General features: G+C 65.2%; 25 protein-coding genes and 1 pseudogene. 16 read left to right on the top strand and 10 right to left on the bottom strand.

The window, feature by feature from the left end; translation table 11 throughout:
- Both CSQ99_RS04205 and CSQ99_RS04200 read right to left on the bottom strand, forming a co-directional pair.
- The gene (locus tag CSQ99_RS04205; protein WP_099037781.1) at window positions 1-534 is read right to left on the bottom strand and encodes a hypothetical protein; all 534 of its coding nucleotides are present in this window, start codon (window positions 532-534) and stop codon (window positions 1-3) included.
- Window positions 527-1,093: a TetR/AcrR family transcriptional regulator gene (locus CSQ99_RS04200; protein WP_099037780.1), complete on the bottom strand. Its 567-nt coding sequence runs from the start codon at window positions 1,091-1,093 to the stop codon at window positions 527-529. Before CSQ99_RS04200 ends, CSQ99_RS04205 begins: the two co-directional genes overlap by 8 nt.
- A 146-nt stretch (window positions 1,094-1,239) precedes the next feature.
- Between CSQ99_RS04200 and CSQ99_RS04195 the strand changes: the two genes are divergently transcribed.
- From CSQ99_RS04195 to CSQ99_RS04160, 8 genes are all read left to right on the top strand, one after another.
- Window positions 1,240-1,878 (top strand): TetR/AcrR family transcriptional regulator, encoded by a 639-nt coding sequence (locus CSQ99_RS04195; RefSeq protein ID WP_099037779.1) that lies wholly within the window; start codon window positions 1,240-1,242, stop codon window positions 1,876-1,878.
- A 52-nt stretch (window positions 1,879-1,930) separates the two neighbouring features.
- Window positions 1,931-2,869, top strand: a complete 939-nt coding sequence (locus tag CSQ99_RS04190) for a class I SAM-dependent methyltransferase (RefSeq protein ID WP_099037778.1) — start codon at window positions 1,931-1,933, stop codon at window positions 2,867-2,869.
- Window positions 2,870-2,970: 101 nt separating this feature from the next.
- Complete coding sequence (locus CSQ99_RS04185) at window positions 2,971-4,380, top strand: aldehyde dehydrogenase family protein (protein ID WP_099037777.1); 1,410 nt, start codon at window positions 2,971-2,973, stop codon at window positions 4,378-4,380.
- Between the two features lie 11 nt (window positions 4,381-4,391).
- A complete protein-coding gene (locus CSQ99_RS04180) occupies window positions 4,392-5,258 on the top strand; it encodes an SDR family oxidoreductase (protein WP_099037776.1) in 867 nt (288 codons plus the stop codon).
- Window positions 5,259-5,264: 6 nt separating this feature from the next.
- Window positions 5,265-6,233: an NADPH:quinone oxidoreductase family protein gene (locus CSQ99_RS04175; protein WP_099037775.1), complete on the top strand. Its 969-nt coding sequence runs from the start codon at window positions 5,265-5,267 to the stop codon at window positions 6,231-6,233.
- Complete coding sequence (locus CSQ99_RS04170; RefSeq protein WP_099037869.1) at window positions 6,233-6,934, top strand: haloacid dehalogenase type II; 702 nt, start codon at window positions 6,233-6,235, stop codon at window positions 6,932-6,934. The genes CSQ99_RS04175 and CSQ99_RS04170 overlap by 1 nt, the downstream gene beginning before the upstream one ends.
- A gap of 22 nt (window positions 6,935-6,956) precedes the next feature.
- The gene (locus CSQ99_RS04165) at window positions 6,957-7,715 is read left to right on the top strand and encodes a methyltransferase domain-containing protein (RefSeq protein ID WP_099037774.1); all 759 of its coding nucleotides are present in this window, start codon (window positions 6,957-6,959) and stop codon (window positions 7,713-7,715) included.
- Between the two features lie 17 nt (window positions 7,716-7,732).
- Window positions 7,733-8,218: a DUF456 domain-containing protein gene (locus CSQ99_RS04160; protein WP_099037773.1), complete on the top strand. Its 486-nt coding sequence runs from the start codon at window positions 7,733-7,735 to the stop codon at window positions 8,216-8,218.
- On the opposite strand, the gene CSQ99_RS04155 is transcribed toward CSQ99_RS04160, so the two are convergent.
- Together CSQ99_RS04155 and CSQ99_RS04150 are read right to left on the bottom strand one after the other, a co-directional pair.
- Window positions 8,207-9,016 (bottom strand): tyrosine-protein phosphatase, encoded by an 810-nt coding sequence (locus CSQ99_RS04155; RefSeq protein WP_099037772.1) that lies wholly within the window; start codon window positions 9,014-9,016, stop codon window positions 8,207-8,209. The two genes, CSQ99_RS04160 and CSQ99_RS04155, sit on opposite strands and share 12 nt — an antisense overlap.
- The gene (locus CSQ99_RS04150; RefSeq protein WP_176560876.1) at window positions 9,016-10,242 is read right to left on the bottom strand and encodes an acyl-CoA dehydrogenase family protein; all 1,227 of its coding nucleotides are present in this window, start codon (window positions 10,240-10,242) and stop codon (window positions 9,016-9,018) included. Before CSQ99_RS04150 ends, CSQ99_RS04155 begins: the two co-directional genes overlap by 1 nt.
- A 75-nt stretch (window positions 10,243-10,317) precedes the next feature.
- Here CSQ99_RS04150 and CSQ99_RS04145 point away from each other — a divergent pair, with 75 nt between their 5' ends.
- The gene (locus CSQ99_RS04145; protein WP_099037770.1) at window positions 10,318-10,779 is read left to right on the top strand and encodes a nuclear transport factor 2 family protein; all 462 of its coding nucleotides are present in this window, start codon (window positions 10,318-10,320) and stop codon (window positions 10,777-10,779) included.
- A gap of 120 nt (window positions 10,780-10,899) precedes the next feature.
- Entirely contained in the window at window positions 10,900-11,799 is a 900-nt protein-coding gene (locus tag CSQ99_RS04140) for an alpha/beta fold hydrolase (RefSeq protein ID WP_099037769.1), read from the top strand.
- Here CSQ99_RS04140 and CSQ99_RS04135 read toward each other — a convergent pair.
- Complete coding sequence (locus CSQ99_RS04135) at window positions 11,789-12,928, bottom strand: acyl-CoA dehydrogenase family protein (protein ID WP_099037768.1); 1,140 nt, start codon at window positions 12,926-12,928, stop codon at window positions 11,789-11,791. The genes CSQ99_RS04140 and CSQ99_RS04135 overlap by 11 nt on opposite strands.
- Window positions 12,929-12,955: 27 nt before the next feature.
- Complete coding sequence (locus CSQ99_RS04130; RefSeq protein ID WP_099037767.1) at window positions 12,956-13,618, bottom strand: TetR/AcrR family transcriptional regulator; 663 nt, start codon at window positions 13,616-13,618, stop codon at window positions 12,956-12,958.
- Between the two features lie 132 nt (window positions 13,619-13,750).
- Here CSQ99_RS04130 and CSQ99_RS04125 point away from each other — a divergent pair, with 132 nt between their 5' ends.
- Complete coding sequence (locus tag CSQ99_RS04125) at window positions 13,751-14,176, top strand: MmpS family transport accessory protein (RefSeq protein ID WP_099037868.1); 426 nt, start codon at window positions 13,751-13,753, stop codon at window positions 14,174-14,176.
- Entirely contained in the window at window positions 14,173-17,058 is a 2,886-nt protein-coding gene (locus CSQ99_RS04120; RefSeq protein ID WP_099037766.1) for an MMPL/RND family transporter, read from the top strand. Before CSQ99_RS04125 ends, CSQ99_RS04120 begins: the two co-directional genes overlap by 4 nt.
- 38 nt (window positions 17,059-17,096) lie before the next feature.
- Here CSQ99_RS04120 and CSQ99_RS04115 read toward each other — a convergent pair whose 3' ends face one another.
- The 3 genes from CSQ99_RS04115 to CSQ99_RS04105 are packed head-to-tail and all read right to left on the bottom strand — an operon-like array spanning window position 17,097 to window position 21,045.
- A complete protein-coding gene (locus tag CSQ99_RS04115; RefSeq protein WP_099037765.1) occupies window positions 17,097-17,999 on the bottom strand; it encodes a DUF4436 domain-containing protein in 903 nt (300 codons plus the stop codon).
- A 54-nt stretch (window positions 18,000-18,053) separates the two neighbouring features.
- Entirely contained in the window at window positions 18,054-19,520 is a 1,467-nt protein-coding gene (gene pntB / locus CSQ99_RS04110) for a Re/Si-specific NAD(P)(+) transhydrogenase subunit beta (RefSeq protein WP_099037764.1), read from the bottom strand.
- Between the two features lie 4 nt (window positions 19,521-19,524).
- A complete protein-coding gene (locus CSQ99_RS04105; RefSeq protein ID WP_099037763.1) occupies window positions 19,525-21,045 on the bottom strand; it encodes a Re/Si-specific NAD(P)(+) transhydrogenase subunit alpha in 1,521 nt (506 codons plus the stop codon).
- Window positions 21,046-21,171: 126 nt separating this feature from the next.
- On the opposite strand from CSQ99_RS04105, the gene CSQ99_RS04100 reads away from it, so the two are divergent.
- Window positions 21,172-21,798, top strand: coding sequence for a DUF3159 domain-containing protein (locus CSQ99_RS04100; RefSeq protein WP_099037867.1), 627 nt, complete (start codon window positions 21,172-21,174; stop codon window positions 21,796-21,798).
- Here CSQ99_RS04100 and CSQ99_RS31225 read toward each other — a convergent pair.
- Window positions 21,783-21,893: pseudogene (locus CSQ99_RS31225) on the bottom strand (CAP domain-containing protein); the annotation flags it as partial. The gene CSQ99_RS04100 and the pseudogene CSQ99_RS31225 sit on opposite strands and share 16 nt — an antisense overlap.
- A gap of 141 nt (window positions 21,894-22,034) precedes the next feature.
- On the opposite strand from CSQ99_RS31225, the gene CSQ99_RS04090 reads away from it, so the two are divergent.
- The 3 genes from CSQ99_RS04090 to CSQ99_RS04080 all read left to right on the top strand — a co-directional run bounded on the left by CSQ99_RS04090 (window position 22,035) and on the right by CSQ99_RS04080 (window position 25,645).
- Complete coding sequence (locus CSQ99_RS04090; RefSeq protein WP_099037762.1) at window positions 22,035-22,724, top strand: TetR/AcrR family transcriptional regulator; 690 nt, start codon at window positions 22,035-22,037, stop codon at window positions 22,722-22,724.
- Window positions 22,725-22,726: 2 nt separating this feature from the next.
- The gene (locus CSQ99_RS04085; protein ID WP_099037761.1) at window positions 22,727-24,493 is read left to right on the top strand and encodes an acyl-CoA dehydrogenase; all 1,767 of its coding nucleotides are present in this window, start codon (window positions 22,727-22,729) and stop codon (window positions 24,491-24,493) included.
- A gap of 132 nt (window positions 24,494-24,625) precedes the next feature.
- Window positions 24,626-25,645, top strand: coding sequence for a tripartite tricarboxylate transporter substrate binding protein (locus CSQ99_RS04080; protein WP_099037760.1), 1,020 nt, complete (start codon window positions 24,626-24,628; stop codon window positions 25,643-25,645).
- Window positions 25,646-25,648 lie beyond the last annotated feature (3 nt).

Raw genomic sequence — 25,648 nt, 5'->3', positions numbered from 1 at the left:
TCAGTGCGCAAGCATCTTGATGCCGACGACGAGTAGTCCGAGGCCGACGAGCCCGGCGACCGCCATCGCCTGCTGCCACCACGGCAACCGCGTGCGCCGCACCGCGAGCAGTGTGATGAGACCGAGTTCACCCACCAGCGTCCACATCGCGATCCACATCGCGGTGTCGGTGTCGAGCACGTCGAACACGGCCAGCAGCAACACGATCACCGGAGGAACGGCAGCCTGCAGAATCTGACCCGACGCCTGCAGGAGCTGGATCCAGTACCGCCCGCGCGGCGCCTTCCCGAACACGGCCATCTGTGCGACGAAGTGTGACAGCAGGCTGGCGGCCCATAGACCGCCGGTGGCGACCGCGATGTCGAGAATCCGCGCCAACGCGCTGGTGTCCCCGTCGCTGTACCTGGCCAGAATCGCCAGCGTCGCCAGGCAGGAGATGGCGCCGTAGAGGCGCTCGCGCAGCAGCGCCAGGACATGCTGGACGTGCTCGACCTCGACCGGCGAATCGTCGGTGTCGCGCGCTGCGTCAGTCACTGTCGGGCACCGAGGCGAACCCGTCGTTGTCGAGTGCGAGGCGCAGCTGTTGGGAGATCCACTGCAACGCCGCGGGGTCGGGCGGCAAGGCGGACTGCTCGTAACCGACGAGGATGTACACCGACCAGCCTGCGAAGACCTGCGCCTGCCGCTCGTTGCCCAGGATCTCGTACGCCGATTCGTACATGATGTCGAATCGCTGCCGGTCCACCATGGCCTGCACGTCGTGCACGTGCGGATCCAGAGAGCTCCACACCCGGATCGCCGCCTCGGCCCCGTGGGGCAGCCCGAGCGCGACCTGGATGAGGGTGTCGATGCGACGGCCCGGATCCGTCTCACCACGCACCGCCTGGATCACCAGCACCGTGCGCTCCTGCACCCAGTGGGCGACCAGTTCCTTGGTGTAGGCCGGCCAGTTGGTGAAGTAGTGGTAGAAGGATCCGGTCGTGACACCGAGACGGTGACAGACCTCAGCGAGTTTGAGCCCCCCGTAGCCGAGATCGGACAGCACATCGAGGCCGGTCTCGAAGTAGGCCTCCCGAGAAACGACGCTGGCCATGGCACCGCACCCTAGTTGGTCATCCCGTCGAATCTCTACGTCGGAATCGGCGACAGACCCTCAATTATTTGCTGGATCGACCGTCCGAGGTACGCCGACAGGTAATACCGACATATGCCTACCGGCGGGTATGGCACAATTTGACTGTGCCGCAACACACCGCGAGTAGGGGCCCGGGTCGCCCACCTGCAGCGAAGGCCGCTGAAACGCGGGAGCGCATCATAGGAGCCGCCCGCGAGGTCTTCAGCGAACTCGGTTACGACGCCGCCACGTTTCAGGCGATCGCTATCCGCGCGGGGCTGACGCGTCCGGCGATCAACCACTACTTCGCAAGCAAGCGGGTGTTGTGGGCTCAGGTAGTCGAACAAACTGATGCGCTGGTAGTTAGCGCGGGCCGGGCTCGTGCGAAAGACGAGACGAACCTGCTCAACCGCCTATCGGCGTTTTTCAGTGCGGCGATCCAGGCCGACTCCGAGGACCGTTCGGCGGCGGCTTTCCTCGTGACCTCGGTGTTGGAGGCTCAGCGCCATCCCGAACTCAGAGGCGACGAACACGATTCTTTGCGAAACTCTCGCGAATTCATCGCGTGGGCGGTCGGCGACGCGATCGAGCGGGGCGAGCTCACCACCGATACCGATGTGAGCCAACTCGTCGAGATGCTGGTCGCGATGATGTGGGGGATCGGTTTCTACGCCGGCTTCGTCGGAAATCATGACGAGCTCGCCGGGGTCGCGGAGAAGTTTCACCTTCTGCTTGCCAACAAACTTTGGCAACTCAGCGACTAGAGCGCTGGTCAAGGACTCGGTGACCTAACCCACTGACTGAGGGGGCTCGGCGATGAGCTCGTTGCGCACGCACGACGACACCTGGGACATTGCGACCAGCGTCGGGTCGACGGCCGTCATGGTGGCCGCGGCCCGCGCAGGCGAAACCGCCAAGGCCGACCCACTGATCCGGGACCCCTACGCCGAGGCGCTGGTAGACGGCGTCGGCCCGGGCATTTGGGATTTGGTGCGCAGTGAAGAGTTCGCGGCCAAGGTGGCCGACGCCGATACCGAGGTCGCCGCGGTCTTCGAGCACATGGGCAACTATCAGGCCGTGCGAACACACTTCTTCGATGCGTTCTTCGCCGATGCCGCGGCGGCGGGCATCCGGCAGGTGGTGATTCTGGCTTCGGGGCTGGACTCGCGCGCATACCGACTGCCATGGCCCGCCGAGACCGTCGTCTACGAGATCGACCAGCCCAAGGTGCTCGAATATAAGGCCGCGAAGATGGCCGAACAAGACGCGTCGCCGTCGGCCGAGCGACGTGCCGTGGCCATCGACCTTCGTCAGGACTGGCCGAATGCCCTGCGGGAAGGCGGTTTTGATGTCGACACGCCCACCGCATGGCTGGCGGAAGGCCTGCTGATGTATCTGCCTGCCGAAGCCCAGGACCGGTTGTTCGAGCAGATCACCGCGCTCAGTGCCGCAGGCAGTCGCGTCGCGGCAGAGACCGTCGGTGTGCGGTCCGACGACAGGCGCGCAGAGTTTCGGGCGAAGTTCGAGCGCATCGCTGCGCAGTTCGGGATGGAGAACGCCCCCGACATCGCGGAGCTCATGTACGACGACCCGGACCGGGCCGACGTGGCGCAGTGGCTGGACGCGCACGGTTGGCGGGCAGCGGCGGTCACCTCTGCCGACGAGATGCGCCGCCTCGACCGGTGGGTATTGCCGCCCGGCGACTTCGATCACGATGGGTTTTCGTCCTTCGTCACCGGCGAGAAGTCGGTCTGACCGCCCGAACGGACGACAGGAGGGGCAGAAAGTTGCCCCTTCGCACTGCCCAACCGGTTGGTTAGTATCGGGTGTTCCTCGGGTCAGGAAGGACACCCACCGTGACCACAGAATCCGTCGCGTCCCCAATCGCGACATCCACCCCAGACATTCCCGGCACCGTTCGCAGGCTGCGGGATACCTTCAAGACTGGCCGCACGCGAACCGTTGAGTGGCGTAAACAGCAGCTCCTGGCCCTCGAGAAAATGATGGTCGACAACGAGGGCGCCATCATGGAGGCCCTCGAGAAGGACCTCGGCCGCAGTCCGTTCGAGGCCTGGCTGGCCGACATCGCCAGCACCGCGGGCGAGGCCAAGGACGCCGCGAAGAACGTCAAGAAGTGGATGCGCCGCAAGTATCGGCTGCTGGAGATGTCGCAGCTGCCCGGACGCGGCTGGGTTGAACACGAGCCCTACGGCACCATTCTGATCATCGGCGCGTGGAACTTCCCCTTTGTGTTGACGCTCGGCCCCGCAGTCGGGGCCATCGCGGCGGGCAACACCGTGCTGATGAAGCCCTCCGAGGTGTGCCCCGCCTCGTCGGCGCTGATGGCCGAGCTGGTGCCGCGCTACCTCGACAATGACGCGATCGCCGTGATCGAGGGCGACGGAGGGTGCAGCCAGGAGCTCATCGCGCAGGGCTTCGACCACATCTGCTTCACCGGCGGCACCGAGATCGGCCGCAAGGTGTACGAGGGTGCGGCGCCGCATCTCACGCCGGTCACCCTCGAGCTCGGCGGGAAGAGCCCGGTCATCGTGGCCGCCGATGCGGACCTCGATGTCGCCGCCAAGCGCATCGCCTGGACCAAGCTGATCAACTCCGGTCAGATCTGCATCGCTCCCGATTACGTGCTGGCGGATGCGAAGATCCGCGACGAGCTCGTCGACAAGATCAAAGATGCGGTGACGACCTTCGAGGCCAAGAACCCGAGCGGTGGCAAGCGCATCGTGAACGAGCGCCACTTCAACCGGCTCACCGCATCGCTGGCGGCGACCAAAGGTGAAGTCGTAATCGGTGGCGGCTCCGACCCGTCGAACATCAGCATCCAAGCGACGGTGGTGGTCGACCCCGATCCCGCCGAGTCATTGATGACCGATGAGATCTTCGGTCCGATCCTGCCGATCATGACGGTCCAATCCCTCGACGACGCAATCAGTTTCGTGAACTCACGACCCAAACCGCTGGCCGCCTATCTGTTCACGAAGACCAAAAGCATTCGTGAGCGGGTGATCAAAGAGGTGTCGTCGGGAGGCATGGTGATCAACCACCTGCTGTTCCAATTCTCGACCAACAAGCTGCCCTTCGGCGGTGTCGGGCCGTCGGGTATGGGCGCATACCATGGCAAGTTCGGCTTCGAGCAGTTCAGCCACAAGAAGACCGTGATGACCAAGTCGACCCGACCCGACGTCGGCGCCTTCATCTATCCCCCGTATACAGAGAAGGCTTTCAAGCTCGCCAAGCGGCTTTTCTAGGAAGGAACCTCATGCCAGGAGTGCAGGATCGCGTCATCGTCGTCACCGGGGCCGGAGGCGGACTCGGACGCGAATACGCGTTGACGCTCGCCAAAGAGGGCGCCAGCGTCGTCGTCAACGATCTCGGCGGCTCCCGTGACGGGACGGGCGCCGGCCACAACATGGCCGACGATGTGGTCAAGGAGATCAAGGACGCTGGCGGGCGTGCGGTGGCCAACTACGACTCGGTGGCCGAGCAAGAGGGCGCCGAGAGCATCATCAAGACCGCGATCGACGAGTTCGGCAAGGTCGACGGCGTGGTGAGCAACGCGGGCATCCTGCGCGACGGCACCTTCCACAAGATGGAGTTCTCGAACTGGGACGCCGTGCTCAAGGTGCACCTCTACGGCGGTTACAACGTGATCCGCGCGGCGTGGCCGCACTTCCGCGAGAACAGCTTCGGCCGCGTCGTCGTCGCGACGTCGACCAGTGGACTGTTCGGCAACTTCGGTCAGGCCAACTACGGCGCAGCGAAGCTCGGCCTCGTCGGGTTGATCAACACGCTCGCCCAGGAGGGCGCGAAGTACAACATCAAGGCCAATGCCGTCGCACCCATCGCGGCCACCCGGATGACCCAGGACATCCTGCCGCCGGAGGTCTTCGAGAAGTTGACGCCGGAGTACGTGGCACCGGTGATGGCCTACCTGTGCACCGAGGAACTCCCGGACACCGGATCGGTGTTCATCGTCGGCGGCGGCAAGGTGCAGCGAGCGGCGCTCTTCCAGAACGAGGGGGTCACGTTCTCCGACGGTGTGCCGTCGGTCGACGACGTTGCCGCCAAATGGGGCGAGATCACCGACCTCTCGGCGGCGCAGCGGGCCAACTTCAGCCTCGGCTGACAACGCATGAAAGCGCTTGTGGCGCAGGAGCTTTCCGGACCAGGTGGACTGGCTTACGTCGATGTCGATGATGTTGTTGGCAGTGACGATGTAGTCGTCGTCGATGTCGGTGCCGCCGGCGTGAGCTTCCCCGACCTGCTGCTGCTGCGCGGCGAGTACCAGCTGAAGCTGGAGCCGCCGTTCATTCCCGGCATGGAGGCGGCGGGGGTGGTGGTCTCGGCGCCGCACGAGTCGGAGTTCACACCGGGCCAGCGCGTAACCGCGCTGACCATGCTGGGTGGCTGGGCGGAGCGTGTTGCGGTGCCGCCCGCCAACCTGCGGCCGACGCCAGACGATCTCGACGACGCCGAAGCCGTCGCGCTCCTGGGCAACTATCAGACGATGTACTTCGCCCTGACCCGACGCGGTGCGTTGCGACACGGCGAGACGGTGCTGGTACTCGGCGCGGCGGGCGGCGTCGGGACTGCCGCCATCCAGGTCGCAAAGGCGCTGGGCGCCAGGGTGATCGCCATGGTGCACCGGCCGCATGGCGCCGAGTTCGTGAAGTCGCTGGGGGCCGACGTCGTTCTACCGCTGACCGACGGCTGGCTGCAGGCGGTCAAGGACCACACCGGTGGCCGCGGTGCCGATCTGGTTGTCGACCCCGTCGGCGGTGATGCGTTCGACGATGCGATTCGTGCGCTCGCCACCGAAGGTCGGCTACTCGTCATCGGCTTCGCGTCCGGCGGCGGTATCCCGTCTGTCAAGGTGAACCGGCTACTGCTGCGCAATGTGTCGGTCATCGGGGTGGGCTACGGCGAGTTCGTCAACCGCACCCCCGGCGCCCAGTCGCTCTTCGAATTCGGTGTGGCCGAACTGGTCAGGGCGGGCCTGCGGCCGCCGCCACCGGTGCGGTTCCCGTTGGCCAAGGGCGCGGAGGCATTGCAGAGCCTGGCTGACGGCGGTGTGCTCGGCAAGGTGGTGCTGGAGCCGTGATGCCGAAGGCGCTGGCATTCGACACGTTCGGCACCGTCGTCGACTGGCGGTCGAGCATCATTGCCGAGCTGGGAGCGTTCGGCGAAAGCCATGGTGTGCAGGCAGATTGGCCCGTGCTGGCCGACAGCTGGCGCAAGGGGTATCTGCCCGCGATGGATCGGGTCCGCCGCGGCGAGCTCCCATGGACGAAAATCGACGACCTGCACCGCATGATCCTCGACCAACTGCTGCGCGACGCGGGGATCACCTCGGTCAGCGACGCCGACGTCAACCATCTGAACCGCGCGTGGCATCGCCTCGACCCTTGGCCGGATTCCGTCGCGGGCCTCACGCGACTGAAGGAACGCTTCATCATCACGACGCTGTCGAACGGAAACTTCTCGTTGCTGACCAACATGGCCAAGCGCGCCGGACTGCCGTGGGACTGCGTGATCTCCGCGGAGTTGTTCCATCACTACAAACCTGACCCGGAGTCTTATCTCGGCTGCGCCGAGCTGCTCGATGTGGCGCCGGGTGAGCTCATGCTGGTTGCCGCGCACCCCGGAGATCTGCGGGCCGCCCGCGATGCGGGCCTGATGACCGCCTATGTGACCCGTCCGCTCGAATATGGTCCCAATCAGCGACCTCACAGATTTACCGACGGCGAATTCGACTTCACAGCAACGGATTTTCTGAACTTGGCCGACCGACTCGGCGCCTGATCTCACGGCGTAGCGTGGACGTGTGACCGATCAACTTCACACCGAACTCCCGGCGGCGCTGCGCAGGGCGCTGGATCTTTTGATCGACCCGCCGGCGAATCCCGACATCAGCAAGGGGTACCTCGACCTGCTGACCGACGATCTCGCGACGGGCACCGAGCCGCCGAAGAACACCGGCGCCATCCAGGCCCTGTGGGCCTCGGGTATCGGGTCGATGCTCTACGACAACGCGCAGGCGCTGGCCCGGCGGCTGGCCAGCGTGTGGCGCCTACCCGTCGACTGGCTGAACATTCCGCCCGGCGGCGTGGCCCTCGACGTCGGCAGTGGTCCGGGCAACGTGACCGCCCAACTGGCCGATGCCGCGGGTCCGGACGGGCTCGCGCTCGGCATCGACATCTCCGAACCGATGCTGGCCCGCGCGGTCGAAGCCCAAGTGGCGCAGAACCTCGGCTTCCTGCGCGCAGACGCACAACGGCTACCCCTGCGTGACGAAACGGTCGACGCGGCCACCTCGCTCGCGGTGTTGCAGCTGATACCGAACCCGGCGCAGACTCTCGCCGAGATCGTGAGGGTGCTCAAGCCCGGCGGGCGAGTGGCGATCATGGTGCCGACCGCAGGCAACATCGGACCGCTGTTCCGTTTGCTCCCCCTACCCCTCGATGGCGGCGCCAACTTCTTCGCCGAGGACGAACTGGCCGACATCCTCGAGGACCTGGGCCTCGTCGGCGTCCGGACCAAGACCGCCGGCACGTTCCAGTGGGTACGCGCCAGACGGCCGTGACCCACTAGATTCGTAGGGTGGGCACCGCCGGCATCATTCTTGTAGCGCTCGCCATTGCCGTCGGAATCATCGGTATCGTGGTGCCGCTGTTGCCGGGCACGCTGCTGGTGTTTGCCGCGATCGCAGTCTGGGCCGTCGTCGAGAACAACCTCACCGGCTGGGTGACACTTGGCGTGGTGACCGCGCTGATCGGCGTTGCCACCTTGATCAAGTACACGTGGCCCGTTAAGCGGATGCGTGCCGCCGACGTGCGCACGCTGAGTGTGGTGACGGGCGGGGCGCTCGGCATCATCGGCTTCTTCGTGATCCCGGTGATCGGCCTGCTGATCGGGTTCGTGCTCGGCGTTTATCTGGCGGAGCTGGCCACCCGCAAAGACCAGCGGCTGGCGTGGACGTCGACCAAGCACGCGGTGAAAGGTGTCGCGCTGTCGATGGGGGTCGAACTGGCGGGGGCGCTGCTCGCCACTGTCGCGTGGGTGTTCGGGGTTTACCTAACCCAGTAACGAGCGGCGCAACAGATCCAGCTGCGCGGGCGTAACCCCTATGGCCTCAAGGTATTTGGTAAGCGACCCGTACTGGTCGTCGATGGTTCTGCGGGATGCGTCCAGGTATACCTCACGGACGCCGAGCACCTCCTCGGTGAGCCGGGCTTCCGCGAAGGTCACGATCTCGTCGGTGGTCTCCTCTGACCGGTTGCGAATCGAATCGAGGATACTTTCCCGAAGCTGAGGCACCGCGGCATTGCTGCGTAGGAAGTCGGCCATGATCGCATCGCGATCGACCCCGACAGCCTCGAGCACGGTCGCTACGGTGAAGCCCGTCCTGTCCTTGCCCGCGAAGCAATGCGTGATGACCGGCCGTTCCTCGGTGAGCATCGAAATGACCTGCCGGACAGCCAGTTGCGCGCCTGCGAGGGCCGGGAAACGTTCGTATTCCTCGGTCATGAACCGGCCGGCCGCGACCGCGACGTCTTCGTCGTCGGGTTTCTCGGTCATCATGCGCTCGAAGCTCTGCTCATGCGGCGCCTCGGCGCCCGGTTTGGACAGTTCGTGGAACGGCAGTCGGTGAATCACGACGCCGCCGGGCACCCGGCCCTGTCCGCGACGTTCGACCTCACGATCGGAGCGAAGGTCGGCGACGTCGGTGATGCCGAAGCCGGCTAGCGCCGACTGCCCGGAGTCGTCGAGCCCACTCAACTCGCTGGACCGGAAGAACCTGCCCGGCCGGATACCGGCCTCCTCGGCGATGTCACGGAAGTTCCACGCCCCTGACAGGGCATCAGGATCGCTGGGGTTCGACATCACCGAGAAGACCCAGGAGTCACCGCTGCGGCGAAAGCCGACTTCTCCCTGCCGAGTTCGGCACGCGCGATGCTACGCATGTGTACCTCGTCGGGCCCGTCGAACAGGCGCATCGCCCGGTGCCAGCCGTACAGCCGGGCCAGCACGGTGTCGTCGCTGATGCCCGCGGCTCCGTGCACCTGGATCGCCCGGTCGATGACGTTGCATGCCATCTGCGGGGCCACCGCCTTGATCATCGCCACCTCGTTGCGCGCTTCCTTGTTGCCCTTCTGGTCGATAACCCACGCCGCCTTGTGACACAACAGCCGCGCCTGGTCGATCTCGTTGCGCGACAATGCCACCTGCTGCTGCACCACACCCTGCTCGGCCAGCGGCTTACCGAACGCGATGCGGTTGTTCACCCGGTCGACCATCAACGCCAGCGCGCGCTCAGCCACCCCGATGGCGCGCATGCAGTGATGGATGCGGCCAGGGCCCAGGCGGGCCTGGGCAATCGCGAAACCGCTGCCCTCCTCGTGGAGGAGATTCGTCACGGGCACCCGCACGTTGTCGAAGCTGACCTCACAATGGCCGTGCTGGTCCTGCCATCCGAAGACCGGCAGGGACCGCTCGATCGACACACCGGGCGTATCGACGGGAACAAGAATCATCGACTGCTGCTGATGGCTGGCGGCGTCCGGGTTGGTGCGGCCCATCACGATGAGGAGCTTGCAGCGCGGGTCGGCGGCGCCGGAGATCCACCATTTGCGGCCGTTGATCACGTAGTCGCCGCCGTCGCGCAGCATCGTGGTCTGGATGTTGCGGGCGTCGCTGGACGCGACTGCGGGCTCGGTCATCGCGAACGCGCTGCGAATCTCTCCGTTCAGCAGCGGTTCGAGCCACTCCTTGCTCTGCTCGGAGTTGGCGAACAGGTGCAGGGTTTCCATGTTCCCGGTGTCGGGGGCCGCGCAGTTGGTCGCCTCGGGCGCGAGTTCCATGCTCCAACCGGTGAGCTCGGCCAGCGGTGCGTATTCGAGGTTGGTCAGCCCCGACTCGGCGGGCAGGAACAGGTTCCACAGGCCACGCTCCTTGGCCAGCTTCTTGAGGTCTTCGACGACGGGCGGGACGGTGTGGTCGTCAGGGCCCTTCTCGTGCCGGTACGCGTCGTAGTCCTTTTCCGCCGGGAAAACGTACTCGGTCATGAAGTCGGAGAGCCGCTTGTGGTAGTCCTGCCCCTTGGCCGACATCGCGAAGTCCATGACGTCACGATATGACACCCGTAAAAGCGGAATCGTGGCAGTGGGTGACACGTATAACAAGGCATGACCGAAAGTCGTCCGCCGTTCCCGCCGTTCACGCTCGAGACCGCGATCCAGAAGGTGCAAGCCGCCGAGAATGCCTGGAACACCCGCGACCCGGAACGGGTCAGCTTGGCATACACCCCGGACTCGCAGTGGCGCAACCGTGACGTGCATGTGGTCGGACGCGCCGATATCGTCGCGTTCCTGACCCAGAAGTGGCAGCGCGAGCTCGACTACGTGTTGCGCAAGAACCTGTGGGATTTTCACGACAATCGCATCGCGGTGCGGTTCCAGTACGAATGCCGCGACGCGAGTGGTCAGTGGTACCGCAGCTACGGCAACGAGTTGTGGGAGTTCAGCCAGGAGGGCCTGATGTGCCGCAGGGAGGCCAGCATCAATGACCTCAAGATCGAGGAGTCTGCGCGGCGGTATTTCGGGCCGCGGCCGGAGTCCGAGTACGGCGCGGAGATACCCCTGTGGTGAGGGTCTTGAGCCACCGGGCTGATGGGTTGCCGAAGACGAACGGGTTGCCGTAGTAGTAGCCGCGCTCGCGCTAGAAAAACCGTTGGTGCACAACGAGGCCCCACCGGTAGCGTCCGGCAGATGAAGTGGCGAATCGTCGCGGTCGCGGCCGCCGTCGTGATCGCCGCGCTGGTGGTGAACGCCTTCCTCGTATCGAGGACCACCCGCGGCGCGGAGGCGTTCGACGGCGGCCGGGTTGTCGAACTCGACGGCCCCGACCTCAACGTCAAGGAGTTCGGCACCGACGGTGATCGTGCGGTCGTTCTGCTCCACGGGTACTCCGCATCAGTTGAGTGGTGGGACCGCGTCGCGGCGGCCATGACCGGCCAGCGGGTGATCGCCATCGATCTCGTCGGCCATGGCGGGTCGGAGGCACCCGGGGATGCTCAGAGTTACCGCATCGAAAGCCAGGCCCAGTCCGTGCGCAACGCTTTGGATGCCCTCGGCGTGCGCCGCGCCGTCCTGGTGGGGCACTCGATGGGGGGTTTCGTGGCGCTGGCCCTCGCCGAGCAGGATTCCGAACGTGTTGAGCGAGTGGTGATCTCCGATACCCCCGCCGAGGCGAGCCTGGCTGCGATGCCCGCGTTGGCCGGATTGGCCTGCGCGCCCGTCGTCGGGGAGGCCATCGACCGACTGCGCCCCGTGGACGCCATCAGCGACAGTTCACTGCAGACGGGGTTCGCCGACGACTACGGCGTGCCGCCGCTCGCCCACCGCTCGCTGGAGCAGTTGACGCACTCGGGGCTGTGTGACGCACGCGCGCAGGACGGCGAGCCCTCGGCCGTCGACCGGATCGCCGGACTCGGACAGCCGGTGCTCGTCGTCTGGGGTGAGCGCGATGTACTGACGCCGACCGCCGCCAACGTCGAACGCTATCGCGAAGCGGGGTTGACTCCGACGGTCATCCCCGGGGCGGGGCACAGTCCGAACGTCGAAACGCCTGGCGAATTCGTCAACGCCATCACCGAATTCATCCAGTGAGGCCGCGCGCGATGACCAGGCGCTGAATCTGGTTGGTGCCCTCGAAGATCTGCGTGATCTTGGCTTCGCGCATGTATCGCTCGACGCGATAGTCGCGGGTGTATCCGGCGCCGCCCAACACCTGCACGGCATCGGTGGTCACCTTCATCGCGGCGTCGGTGGCGATCAGCTTCGCGATGCTGGCCTGCCCCGAATACGGAAGGCCGAGATCGCGACGACGCGCGGCATCGAGGTAGGTCGCCCGGGCGCTGACGACCGCGGCGCTCATATCGGCCAACAGGAAGCCGAGACCCTGGTGGTCGATGATCTTGCGGCCGAAGGTCGTTCGCTCGTTCGCATACCGGACGGCTTCGTCCAGCGCGGCCTGCGCCAGCCCGGTGGCCACCGCGGCGATGCCCAGCCGTCCGGAGTCCAGCGCGCTGAACGCGATCTGTAGTCCCTGTCCCTCCACGCCGATGCGGCGGTCCGCCCCGATGCGGGCGTTGTCGTAGAACGCCGACGTGGTCGGGATGGCGTGCAGGCCCATCTTCTCCTCGGGCTTGCCGAAGGACAGACCTGGCAGATCGCCGGGTATCAGGAAACACGAAATGCCCCTCGACCCTTCGCCGGTGCGGGCGAACAACGTATAGAAGTCCGCGACTCCGCCGTGGGTGATCCAGGATTTGGAACCGTTGAGCACGTAGCCGTCGTCATTGGGCACGGCGGCGCACCGCAGCGCGGCGGCATCGGAACCGGCTTGCGGTTCCGACAGGCTGTAGGCGCCGATCTGCTCGCCGGAGAGCATGTCCGGAAGCCACCGCTGCTTCTGTTCGTCGGTGCCGAACGCCAGCAGCGGATGCGACGACAGGCTGTGCACGCTGACCGCGACAGCCACCGCCGCCCACCGCGCCGCGAGCTCCTCGAGCACCTGCAGGTACACCTCGAAGGGCTGCCCACCGCCGCCCCATTCCTCGGGCTGCGGCAGGCTCAGTAGCCCCGCCGTGCCGAGTTGGGCGAATACCCCTTCGGGGTACGTCTCAGCCTTCTCGTGGGCATCGACAATCGGCTCGAGCACCTTGTCGGCCACGTCGCGCGTCAGCGCGAGCAGGTCATGGGCCTCCTGCGACGGAAGCAACCGGTCAACGGGCATATGCGGACTGTAACCGGTGCCGCACGATCAGCCTGCCGGGCGCCATCCCCGCATCGCCTCGTCCATCCGATCCTCTTCGAGTGCATCAACGGCGATCCGGCCCTGCCCCTTTCGGTTACGCATACCGTCGAGAAAGAGCGTCACGTACCGGCGCCACAGCTCGGGGTCCACGTGGCCGGCCCATTCGCTGACGGTGCCTGCGAGCATGCCGATGACCGGCATGTCGCTTGGCTCGATATCGGGGCGTAGGTGACCATCCTTCCGGGCACGCTCGACCAGCTCCGTTATCGACGGCGTGAGACGCAGGCGTGCACACTCGACCCGGTAACCGCCGTAGGCCTTGCTGTACACCATCTCGCACAAGCCGCGGTCGGTGGCGGTCAGTTCACAGAGTTGCTCGACGAACCACACGAAGCCATCCCACGAATCCTTGTGTTGCAGACCAGTTTCGGCCAGGCAGGCGACCTGGTCGATGCCGTCTTCGAAGATCGCCTCGAGCAATTCTTCCTTTGTGGCGAATCGCCGGTACACCGTTCCCACTCCGACGTTGGCGTGATGCGCCACGTCGTTGAGCGTCGCCTCCAGGCCACGCACGGCGAACAACTCACGTGCGGCCGCGACGATGCGCTGCCGGTTGCGCTCGGCGTCGCGGCGCAGCGCTCGTTGCGGTGCGCACTCCTCTTCGGTCATCACTTGGCAGTGTAGTGACCGCCGTCATAAGTGGATTGACTCTATCCACTTGGTCCGGTTAGGTTGGCTACCTAGCTCGGCCCACTGCCTCCGGCTCATGGGTCGCCCCACGTGGAAAGGCGGACGGTGGTGGTGATTTCGGCGCTCAAACGCGTCTGGTTGCCCGTCCTCATGGTGGTGGCAGTGACGATCGGTGGGTTAACCGTCGCCTACCTCCGTTCGGTCTTTGGATCGGACGGAGCCGTCGTGACGCCGGTGGGCAACGACACCGCGGAGAAGTTCAACCCCAAGGTCGTCGTGTACGAGGTGTTCGGATCCGGATCCACGGCGGTCATCAACTACACCGACCTCGACGGCCTGCCCCAGCGCACAGGTGAAGTGAGCCTGCCGTGGTCGCTGCGGCTCGAGACGACGGTGCCGTCCGTCATGCCGAACCTGATGGTCCAGGGGGATGGCCAATCGATCGGCTGCCGCGTTCTTGTCGACGACGAGATCAAGGACGAGAGGACGGCACAGGGAGTGAACGCCGCGACGTACTGCTTGGTGAAGGCGGCATGAGCACCACATTCGACGATGCCCCCACCGACGCGATTCCGCCGACCCGGCATGCCAAACGTCCGACTCTACCACGGTTCATCCGTATGTTCGCGATTCCGATCGTGCTGGTGTGGATCGCCATCGTCGGCATCCTGAACGGCACGGTGCCTCAGCTCGAAGAGGTCGGCAAGCTGCGGTCTGTGTCGATGAGCCCCAACGATGCGCCGTCACTCATCGCGACCAAGCGCGTCGGCGAGGTGTTTGCCGAGTACGACACCAGCAGCTCGGTGATGATCGTGCTGGAGGGCGACGAGCCGCTGGGCGCAGACGCGCATGCGTTCTACGACGAGATAGTCCGCGAGCTGCGCGCCGACACCACCCATGTACAGCATGTCCAGGACTTCTGGGGTGACACGCTGACCGCCGCCGGCGCTCAAAGCATCGACGGCAAGGCCGCGTACGTGCAGGTGTACATCTCCGGTGACCAGGGCGAGACGTTGGCCAACGAGTCGGTGGAGGCCGTCCGAGACGTCGCCGCCAACACCCCGGCACCGCCCGGCGTCAAGGCCTACGTGACGGGCCCGTCGGCAACGACGACGGATCAGAACGCCGTCGGCGATGCCAGCATGAAGACGATCGAAATGCTGACGTTCGGCGTCATCACCGTGATGCTGCTGCTCGTCTACCGCTCCATCCTCACGACTGTTATCACGCTGGGCATGGTCGTGGTCGGCCTGCTATCGGCCCGCGGCATCGTCGCCTTCCTGGGGTATCACGACGTCTTCGGTCTCACCACCTTCGCGACCAACATGGTCGTGACGCTGGCGATCGCCGCCGCCACCGACTACGCGATCTTCCTCATCGGCCGATATCACGAGGCTCGGCGAAAGGGACTCGACCGGGAGTCGGCGTACTACGACATGTTCCACGGCACCGCCCACGTCGTGCTGGCCTCGGGTATGACCATCGCCGGTGCGTCGCTGTGCTTGCACTTCACCCGGCTGCCGTACTTCCAGACCATGGGCATTCCCCTGGCGGTCGGCATGACCATCGTGGTGGCCGCGGCGCTGACGCTGGGACCCGCGGTCATCTCCATCGTCACGCGATTCGGCCGCGTGCTCGAACCCAAGGGCAGGCAGAAGGCACGTGGCTGGCGTCGCGTCGGCGCGGCGACCGTCCGCTGGCCGGGTGCCGTACTGGTGATGACCGTCGTGCTGTGCCTCGTCGGCCTGCTTGCCCTGCCCGGCTACCACACCACTTACAACGACCGCATCTATCTGCCTGCCGATATCCCGGCAAACGTCGGACAGGCCGCGGCCGACCGGCACTTCTCCGAGGCCAAGATGAACCCCGAACTGGTCATGGTCGAGGCCGACCACGACCTGCGCAATCCGGCCGACTTCCTGGTGATCGACAAGATCGCCAAGGCGATGTCACGGGTGAACGGCATCGCGCAGGTGACGACCATTACGCGGCCCGACGGCAAGCCGATCGAGCATGCCTCGCTGGCCTACACGATGAGCCAGAGCGGCACCGGCCAGCTGCTGAACAACGACTACCAGCAGACGGTTCTGGAGAACACTCTCAAGCAGGCCGACGAGATGCAGGTGACCATCGACTCGATGACCAAGATGCAGGGCATCACGCTGGAGTTGGCTGCCGTCACCCGCCGAATGGCCGACAAGATGAAGAACACGTCGCTGAACCTCAACGAGGTGCGTGACCACCTCGCCGACTTCGACGACCAGTTCCGGCCGTTGCGCAATTACTTCTACTGGGAGCCGCACTGCTTCAACATCCCCCTGTGCTTCGCAGTGCGATCGATCTTCGACAGCCTCGACGGCATCAGTCAGATGTCCATCGACTTCGCCGATATCGTGCCGGACCTCGAGCACATGGCCGAGCTGACGCCGCAGATGGCCGCGCTGATGCCCGCGATGATCCAGACGATGCAAAACCAGAAGCAGATGATGCTGAACCAGTATCAGGCGCAGAGGGCGCAGCAGGACCAGAACATGGCCATGCAGGAGGACGCCACCGCGATGGGCGAGGCGTTCGATGACGCCCGCAACGACGACACCTTCTATCTACCGCCGGAGGCGTTCGAGACCGCCGACTTCCAGCGGGGTATGAAGCTGTTCATGTCGCCGGACGGACATGCGGTGCGGTTCACGGTGACTCACCAGGGCGACCCCCTGAGCGAGGAGGGCACGTCGCATATCGCGCCGCTGCGCACCGCCGCCGTGGACGCGATCAAGAACACGCCGCTGGAGGGTTCGACGGTCTTCGTGGGCGGCAGCGCTGCCATGAACAAAGACATGCAACTGGGCGCTGACTACGATCTGCTGATCGCCGCGGTCGCCTCGCTGATCCTGATCTTCCTCATCATGGTGGTGCTCACGCGCGCCATCGCCGCCGCGGCGGTCATTGTCGGCACGGTCGTGCTGAGTCTTGGTACCTCCTTTGGTCTTTCGGTCCTGCTATGGCAGCACCTCATCGGTATCCCGCTGCACTGGATGGTGCTGCCCATGACTGTGATCGTGCTTCTCGCCGTCGGTGCGGATTACAACCTGCTGCTGGTCTCCCGAATGAAGGAGGAGATCCACGCCGGGGTGCATACAGGCATCATCCGGGCGATGGCAGGCACGGGATCCGTCGTCACGTCGGCAGGTTTGGTCTTCGCCTTCACGATGGCGTCGATGGCGGTCAGCGACATGATCGTCATCGGCCAGGTTGGCACCACGATCGCCCTGGGCCTGCTCTTCGACACCTTGGTAGTCCGCTCGTTGCTGACTCCGTCGTTGGCCGCGCTGTTGGGACGCTGGTTCTGGTGGCCTCAGCTCGTTCGTGAACGTCCGGTGCCGCAAAGCTGGCCTACCCCGAAACAGGTTGCGGCGCCCTAGTTTCCGGCCACCTCGACGGCCGGGGACCGCTGCGCTGGTCAGTCGCTGCGGCGGTGCCAGGCGACGAAGTACACCACCATGGCCCCGGTCAACGCGACCAGCACCCACAGCACGAGGATCTGGTCGATCCACGCGCCGGGCGGCGGGGCGCCGGGCATGAAGTTTCGTATTGGGATGATCGCGAACAACGATGCGGCGTACCACGTCCCGAACGGTGGGAGGAAGTTCTTCCGTCCGCGGATCATCTCGATTGACACGAAGAGCGCCACCGCGGGCAGGGTGATCAGCACCAGGCACAATCCGACGTCGAAGGCGAGCGGGCCGCGCGCCCGACTCAACGTGATCGTCTGGTAATCGCCCTCACCGGAAGACTGGGTGACCGGACCGCTGCGCGTGCTGGTGATGTCCCAGCTGTTGAGGCTGCCGGTCACTTCCACCTGGGCGGGTACGAACGTCCGATCGTCACCGGTACCGACGAGCACATCCGCCCCCAGAGCGCCGACGGTGTACCTGTCGAAGGGCCACTTGTCAGGGTCGCCGTTGGCGACGATCGTCGTGCTGATCTCTTCCGGCAATTTTCCTTCGGGCGTCTCGAGGTCGCCACCGATGCTGATCTCATTCAGAAACAGGCGCACCCCGATGTCGGTGTTGACCACATTGAGCTGCGTGTTCATCTGCTCGTCGGCGGGAAAAACCATGACGTTCACGTCGACCTTGTTGTCGACGGGGTGGATGTCCTCGAGGGTCACCTGCACGACCGTGTCGCTGGTGTCGCCGAGGTCCGGTGGGGGCAACGACTTGGCCGGGCCTGCAACGTAGTGGTAGCCGGCCAGTGCCGCGGCGTAGATGATCAAGATGATCAGCACGGTGCCGATGCTGGCCAGCCGTCCACTGGTCTTACCGCGAGACTCCGGCGATTTGTCTTCCCCCACGCACGGCATGCTATTTCCACCGCGCGGCGGAACCGGCGCGCCTTGCCGATTGAAGTGCAAACTCTAGTGACCGGCCGAGACCGCTTCTGAGAGCGCAGCGTTGATCGCGTCCACCCGGTCCTTGGCGTCGCCGAACAGCATCTGGGTGTTCTCCCGGAAGAACAGCGGGTTCTGCACGCCCGCGTAGCCCGAGGCCATGGAGCGTTTGAAGACGATGACGTGGTTGGCGTTCCACACCGTCAGCACCGGCATACCGGCGATCGGGCTGCTCGGATCCTCGGATGCCGCCGGGTTGACCGTGTCGTTGGCGCCGATGACCAGGACGACGTCGGTGTCGCCGAAGTCGTCGTTGATCTCGTCCATCTCCAGCACGATGTCGTAGGGCACCTTGGCCTCGGCCAGCAGCACGTTCATGTGGCCCGGCAGGCGTCCCGCCACCGGGTGGATGCCGAACCGCACGTTGACGCCGCGGTCGCGCAGCTTGCGCGTCAGGTCGGCGACACCGTACTGAGCCTGTGCGACGGCCATGCCGTAGCCGGGCGTGATGATCACCGAACTGGCCGAGGCGAGGAGTTCGGCGGCTCCGTCGGCGGTGATCTCGCGGTGGTCGCCGTAGTCCTTGTCCTCTGCCGGGCCGGCTTCGATGCCGAAGCCACCGGCGATGACCGAGATGAACGAGCGATTCATCGCCTTGCACATGATGTAGGACAGGTAGGCACCGGACGAGCCGACGAGCGCTCCGGTGACGATGAGCAGGTCGTTGGACAGCAGGAAGCCCGATGCGGCCGCAGCCCAGCCCGAGTAGCTGTTGAGCATCGAGACCACAACGGGCATGTCGCCGCCGCCGATCGACGCGACCAGGTGCCAGCCCAGCAGCAGCGCCAGCACCGTGACCACGATCAGCAACCACAGCTGCGGGTCGATCACGAACCACACCGTGAGTGCGGCGAAGACCACCAGCGCGCCGACGTTGAGGAAGTTCTTGCCGGGCAGCATCATCGGGGCGGACTTGATCCGGGCCGACAGCTTCAGGTTGGCGACGACCGAACCGGTGAACGTCACCGCACCGATGAAGACGCCGATGACGACCTCGGCGGAGTGAATGCCGAGCATGCCCTCCGCGCTCAGTTTCATGGCTTCGGCGCCGACTTGGTATCTGTCCGAGTCACCCTCGACGTGCAGGTAGCCGTTCCAGCCGACCAACACGGCGGCCAGGCCGACGAAGCTGTGCAGCAGCGCGATGAGCTCGGGCATGCCGGTCATCTCGACGACCTTGGCTCGCCACAGGCCGATCGCGGCTCCGATGATCATGGCGCCGGCGAGCAGGCCAAGGCCCACCGGTTCGATGTGGCGCGCCAGCGCGAGCGCGATCGTCGCGAGCAGTGCGACGGCCATGCCGGCAATACCGAAACTATTTCCGGCGCGAGATGTTTCGTGCTTCGACAACCCCGCGAGCGCCAGGATGAACAGCAGCGCCGCGACGACGTAGGCAGCGGTGGCGGCGGTCTCAATGTTTATCAAGTGGGACATGCTCCTAGCTCCTCGAGAACATGGACAACATGCGACGGGTCACCGCGAAGCCGCCGAAGACGTTGATGCTGGCGAGCAGAATCGCTGCCGTTGCCAATGCGGTGATCACTACGTCGCCGTGGCCGATCTGTAGCAGGGCGCCGACGACGATGATGCCGGAGATCGCGTTGGTCACCGACATCAGCGGCGTGTGCAGAGCGTGATGCACATTGCCGATGACGTAGTAGCCGATGACGATCGCCAGCGCGAAGACCGTCAGGTGAACCTGTAGCGCGGCAGGGGAGAGTGCGATCAGGGCGAACAGCACCGCTGCGGCGGAGAAGGCGATGCCCAGTCGACGGCGCGTCGTCATCGGCGTCTTGGGTGGCTTGTGCTCGACCGGGGCGGCGGCGGGCGCGGGTGCCGCGGACACCTGCACCGGTGGCGGCGGCCAGGTGGTTTCGCCGTCGCGCACGACGGTCACCGACCGCTGGACGACATCGTCGAAGTCCAGCGTGAGCTGCCCGTCCTTCTCCGGGGTGAGCAGCTTGAGCAGGTTGACCAGGTTGGTGCCGTAGAGCTGAGAGGCCGTGGCGGGCAGTCGTCCCGCCAGATCGGTGTAGCCGATGATCGTCACGCCGTTGTCGGTGACGATGGCCTGATCCTTGACGGTGCCCTCGACGTTGCCGCCGTTGGACGCGGCCATGTCGACGAGAACACTGCCGGGCTTCATCGACGCGACCATCTCCGCGGTGATGATGCGCGGTGCGGGCTTACCCGGGATCAGCGCGGTGGTGATGATGATGTCGACGTCGGAGGCCAACTCGGCGTAGAGCGCCGTCTCGCGGGCCTTGTAGTCGTCGCCCATCTCCTTGGCGTAACCGGTCGCCGATACCTCAGCCGCCGCCGGGTCGACGGACACGTACTCCCCGCCGAGGGACTTGACCTGGTCGGCGACCTCGGGCCGCGGATCGGTGGCCTTCACGATTGCGCCGAGACTCCCGGCGGCCCCGATGGCGGCGAGCCCGGCCACGCCCGCTCCGACCACGAGGACCTTGGCAGGCGGTACCTTGCCCGCCGCCGTCACCTGCCCGGTGAAGAACCGGCCGAAACTGTGTGCAGCCTCGACGACCGCGCGGTACCCGGCGATGTTCGCCATCGACGACAGGACGTCCAGCGACTGCGCCCGGGAGATGCGCGGAACGGCGTCCATCGCCAGCACCGTGATGGGGCGGGCGGACAGCTTCTGGACCAGTTCCGGGTTCAGCGCCGGGGAGATCAGGCTCACGAGTGTCGCGCCGTCGCGTAACTTGGCGATCTCGTCGTCAGAGGTGGCGTTGACCTTGAGGACGACATCGGCCGCCCAGGGGTCGCCGACACTGGCGCCAGCCTCCACGTAGGCCGCATCGGCGAAGCTGGATGCGGCGCCGGCACCCGACTCGACGACGACGGAATAGCCCAATTTGAGGAGCTGTCCGACGGTCTGCGGCGTTGCGGCCACCCGTGTCTCTCCCACATGGGATTCGCGCGGTATCCCGATGATCATCCGAAAAGTCTGCCATCTGCCCTTCGGCGACCCGCGTGCCCCTCCGGCGGTAAGCGCTGCGCTTACCCAGATGCGACCGACAGGGAGATGGCTGTGTCGCACGTAAAGTGCGAAGCAATGAACATGATGGCCGGAGAACGCTCGCCCATCGCTGCACTGTTGGTGCGCGCCGGCGGGGTGCGCGGCCTGGTGTACACGGCGCTGCCGGTCACCACGTTCGCGGTGACGAACTCACTGACCAGCCTGCGCCCGGCGCTCTTCGCAGCGATCGGCGTCGCATCGGTCATTCTGGCGTGGCAACTGGTGCGGCGGGAGTCCACCCGCCCCGCACTGTTCGGATTCGCCGCTGTGGCGGTGTGCGCGGCGTTCGCATCGATCACCGGCCGGGCCAAGGACTTCTATCTGCCCGGCATCTGGATGTATCTGGGATTGGCGATTGTGTTCACCGTGTCGATCGTGATTCGCAGGCCACTCGTCGGAGTCGGATGGGCCTGGATGACGGGGCGCGATGGCGCGTGGCGTCGCGTGCCACGGGTGCTGTGGGCATTCGATATCGCCACCGCCGTGATGGCGACGGCGTCTTGGTCACGCTTTTTGGTGCAGAACTACCTATACGACACGAATCAGGAGGGGTTACTCGCGGCCGCGCGCATTGCGATGGGTTGGCCGATTTTTTTGGTCACCTCGTCGGCGATCTATCTGGCCGTCCGGATGGCAATCCGCGGGTTACCGCGGGCTCACACCGGGGGATAGGCGGGCGGGGGATACACGCCGCGCAGAATCCAGGCGAACCAGTTGGCGCCGTATTCGATCTCGTCGCTCGCGTCATAATCCGGGTTGGGATCCACGTCGTCACCTCTCGCGTAGCGGCTCGTCCTCGACTGAGTCTAGACCGGCCGCCGAACTGACGACACCCCGAACGCATAAACTAGCCAACCAGTTGATTGATACCCCCGGATGCGCTCCGGGCCTGCATATAGTGAGTCGCCATGCCGCCTGTGTCCTCCGGGTCCTCCGGTTCTTCTGGGGAAAGCCCGAACAACGGGATGTCCCGTCGCGAAGAGCTGTTGGCCGTCGCCACCAAGCTCTTCGCAGCGCGGGGCTATCACGGCACTCGGATGGACGACGTCGCCGACGCCGTCGGCCTGAACAAGGCCACGGTGTACCACTACTACGCCAGCAAGGCGCTGATCCTCTACGACATCTACAAGGGTGCGGCCGACTTCACGGTGGATGCCCTGCACGACGACCCGACGGCCTCGGCCCGCGAGACCATCTATCACTTCACCCGGCGACTGCTGGTCGGCATCGCCAGCGACATCGAGCGGGCGGCGGTCTACTTCCAGGAGGGCCCCTACATCACGGAGTGGTTCACCGAGGAACAGGTCGCGTATATCCGGGAGAAGGAGACGCAGGTCTACGAGCATGTGCGCGACGTCATCGACCGTGGCATCGCCAGCGGCGAGTTCTACGACTGCGACAGCCACGTGCTCGCTCTCGGCTACATCGGGATGACGCTGGGTTCCTACCGATGGCTGAGGCCGCACGGCAGGCGCACCGCACAGGAGATCGCCGTCGAGTTCAGCACCGCATTGCTGCGGGGGCTGATCCGCGATGAATCGGTACGAGAGGCCGAGCCATTGGGACTCGCGGTAGAACGAAGCGCCCCGCAGGGCTAGAGATGAAGTCAACGCTGCTGTCGCGCCGGGATCTCGATTTCCTGCTGTACGAATGGTTGCAGATCGATGAGCTGACGAAGCGGGACCGCTTCGCCGAGCATTCCCGCGAGACCTTCGACGGCGTGCTGGATCTGTGCGAGCAGTTGGCGACGAAGTACTTCGCGCCGCACAACAAGAAGAGCGATGCAGAAGAACCGAGCTTCGACGGCGAGAAGGTCACGGTCATCGGTGAAGTCAAGGAGGCGCTCGACGCTTTCACCCAGGCGGATCTGATCGGCGCATCGATGGACAGCCGGTTCGGTGGCGCCCAGCTGCCCGTGACCGTCGCCGAAGCGGGTCTCGCCTGGTTTTCGGCGGCCAACGTGAGCACCACCGGATACCTGATGCTCACCATCGCCAACGCGAATCTGATCGCGAAGTTCGGCACGCCCGAGCAGATCGACGCCTTCATGCGACCGATGATGGCCGGGCGTTTCTCCGGGACGATGGCGCTGTCGGAGACCCAAGCCGGCTCGTCGCTGGCCGACATCCTCACCCGGGCCGAACCGCAGGCCGACGGCACGTACCGGCTGTTCGGTTCGAAGATGTGGATCTCCGGCGCCGAGCACGAGCTGACCGACAACATCGTCAACCTGGTGCTCGCCAAGATTCCCGGCGGGCCCGCGGGCACCAAGGGCATTTCGCTGTTCATCGTGCCGAAGTACCTCGTCAACGACGATGGTTCGATCGGCGAGCGCAACAACGTCGTCATTGCCGGGCTGAACCACAAGATGGGGCAGCGGGGCATCACCAACACCGTGCTGAACTTCGACGGTGCGCTCGGATATCTCGTCGGCGAACCCCATCGCGGCATCACCTACATGTTCCACATGATGAACGAGGCTCGCCTCGGTGTGGGCATGGGTGCGGTGGCGCTGGGCTACACCGGATACCTCAAGTCCCTGGACTATGCCCGTGCACGTCCGCAGGGCAGGCCGGTGACCGCCAAGGACCCGACGGCACCGCAGATACCGATCATCGAGCACGCCGATGTCAAGCGAATGCTGTTGGCGCAGAAGGCATATGTCGAAGGTGGGATGGCGCTGCTGCTGTACTGTGCCAAGCTCGTCGACCTGCAGCACAGCGCAGAGACAGACGCGGAGCGCGATGCGGTCACGCTGCTGCTCGACATCCTCACGCCGGTCGGTAAGAGCTGGCCGTCGCAGTGGTGTCTGGAGGCCAACAGCCTGGCGATACAGGTCCACGGCGGATACGGCTACACCCGTGAATACGACGTCGAACAGCATTATCGCGACAACCGGCTGAACCCCATTCACGAAGGCACCCACGGCATTCAGAGCCTGGACTTGTTGGGCCGCAAGGTAACCCAGCGTGGCGGTGCCAGCCTCGCGGCGCTGGGAGCGGCAATAGCGCAGACGGTCACCGCCGCGACCGCCGCAGGCGGTGACACCGCTGAATTGGCCGACCGCCTCAACATCACCTGGCAACGCCTGGTCGAGGTCACCACCGCAATGCTCGCCTCAGGCGACGTCGATGCGGCACTGGCCAACAGCGTGGCCTACCTCGAGGCGTTCGGGCACATCGTGGTCGCGTGGATCTGGCTGCAGCAGGTGGTGGCCTGCAACGGTCGCTCCGGCGACTTCTACGACGGCAAACGCTTCGCCGCGCGGCATTTCTTCCGCAGCGAACTGCCCAAGACCGGCCCTGCGCTCGACCTGCTCGCATCGATGGACCGCACAACGCTGGATATGCGCGACAGCTGGTTCTGACTTATACCTAATGCGCATCAAGTTATGCCATAAGAGCGTTGGACAGGTATCACTGCTGTTTCTTACGGTGGGGTGACAACGACCACATTTGCCATGCCGTGGACGTCAGGTCACACAACGAGGAGTGATTTCATGCCCACCCACAACACGCTGCGCCGAATCCGCCTCCGTGCCGGTTTGGCAGCCACGGCCGCCGCCGGCCTGGTCCTCACCGGATGTAGCGGCGTCCAGAACTCCACCGAAGGCGGTGGTGGCGATTCCTATCCGTCCGGCGCTGTCGAGATGTATGTCGGCGCGTCTGCCGGCGGCTCGAGCGACCTGATCAGCCGCGCGGTTTCCAAGGGTCTCAGCGACGACCTCGGCGCGTCGTTCCCCGTCATCAACCGAGAAGGCGCCAACGGCGCCCTCGCTGCGGCCGAGGTAGCCAAGGCGGAGCCGAACGGCTCGATCATCGCCATCCAGAACGCGTCACTGTTCACCATCACCCCGATGGCTGTCAGCCCCGACGAGGTCACCAACATCGAAGATTTCGATGTTGTTCAAGGGGTTTCGCGCGATGACTACGTGTTGGTGACCGCCCCGGCGAGCGGCTTCCGCACGCTCGATGACATCAAGAACGCCAACCGCGTCGTGCGCTACGGAACGACGGGTGTGGGCACCGGCGCACAATTGTCCGCGGCCCTGCTGTTCAAGGTAAGCAACGTCGAGTCGCAGGCAGTTCCCTTCGACGGTGGGGCGCCCGCGCTGGCCGCGGTGCTCGGCAACCAGGTTGACGTGGCGAGCATCCAGGTCGGCGAGGCGATCGAAAACATCCAGTCCGGCAAGCTGACCCCGCTGGCGGTCTTCGGCCCCGATCGCATCGAGTACCTGCCCGAGGTGCCCACCGCCAAGGAGCAGGGACTCGACGTCGAGGTGACGCAGTACCGCTTCATGACGGTGCCCAAGGGAACGCCGCAGGACATCCAGGACACGATCGCCGAAGGCATGAAGACGACCTTCGCGACCGAGAGCTACCAGGAGTTCAACAAGCAGAACAGCCTGACTCCGATGGAACTCCCGGGTGACGAGGTCCTCGCGCAACTGCAGTCCGACATGAAGCGGTACGAGGATCTGGTGCAGCAGTACGGCATCAATCTGCGCAACGAGGGCTAGAAC

It is taken from the genome of Mycobacterium neglectum (genome assembly GCF_002591975.1).
GTDB classification, from domain to species: Bacteria; Actinomycetota; Actinomycetes; order Mycobacteriales; family Mycobacteriaceae; genus Mycobacterium; species Mycobacterium neglectum.
The sequence above is the reverse complement of the archived record's forward strand: the minus strand, read 5'-3'. Positions and strand labels throughout refer to the sequence as shown.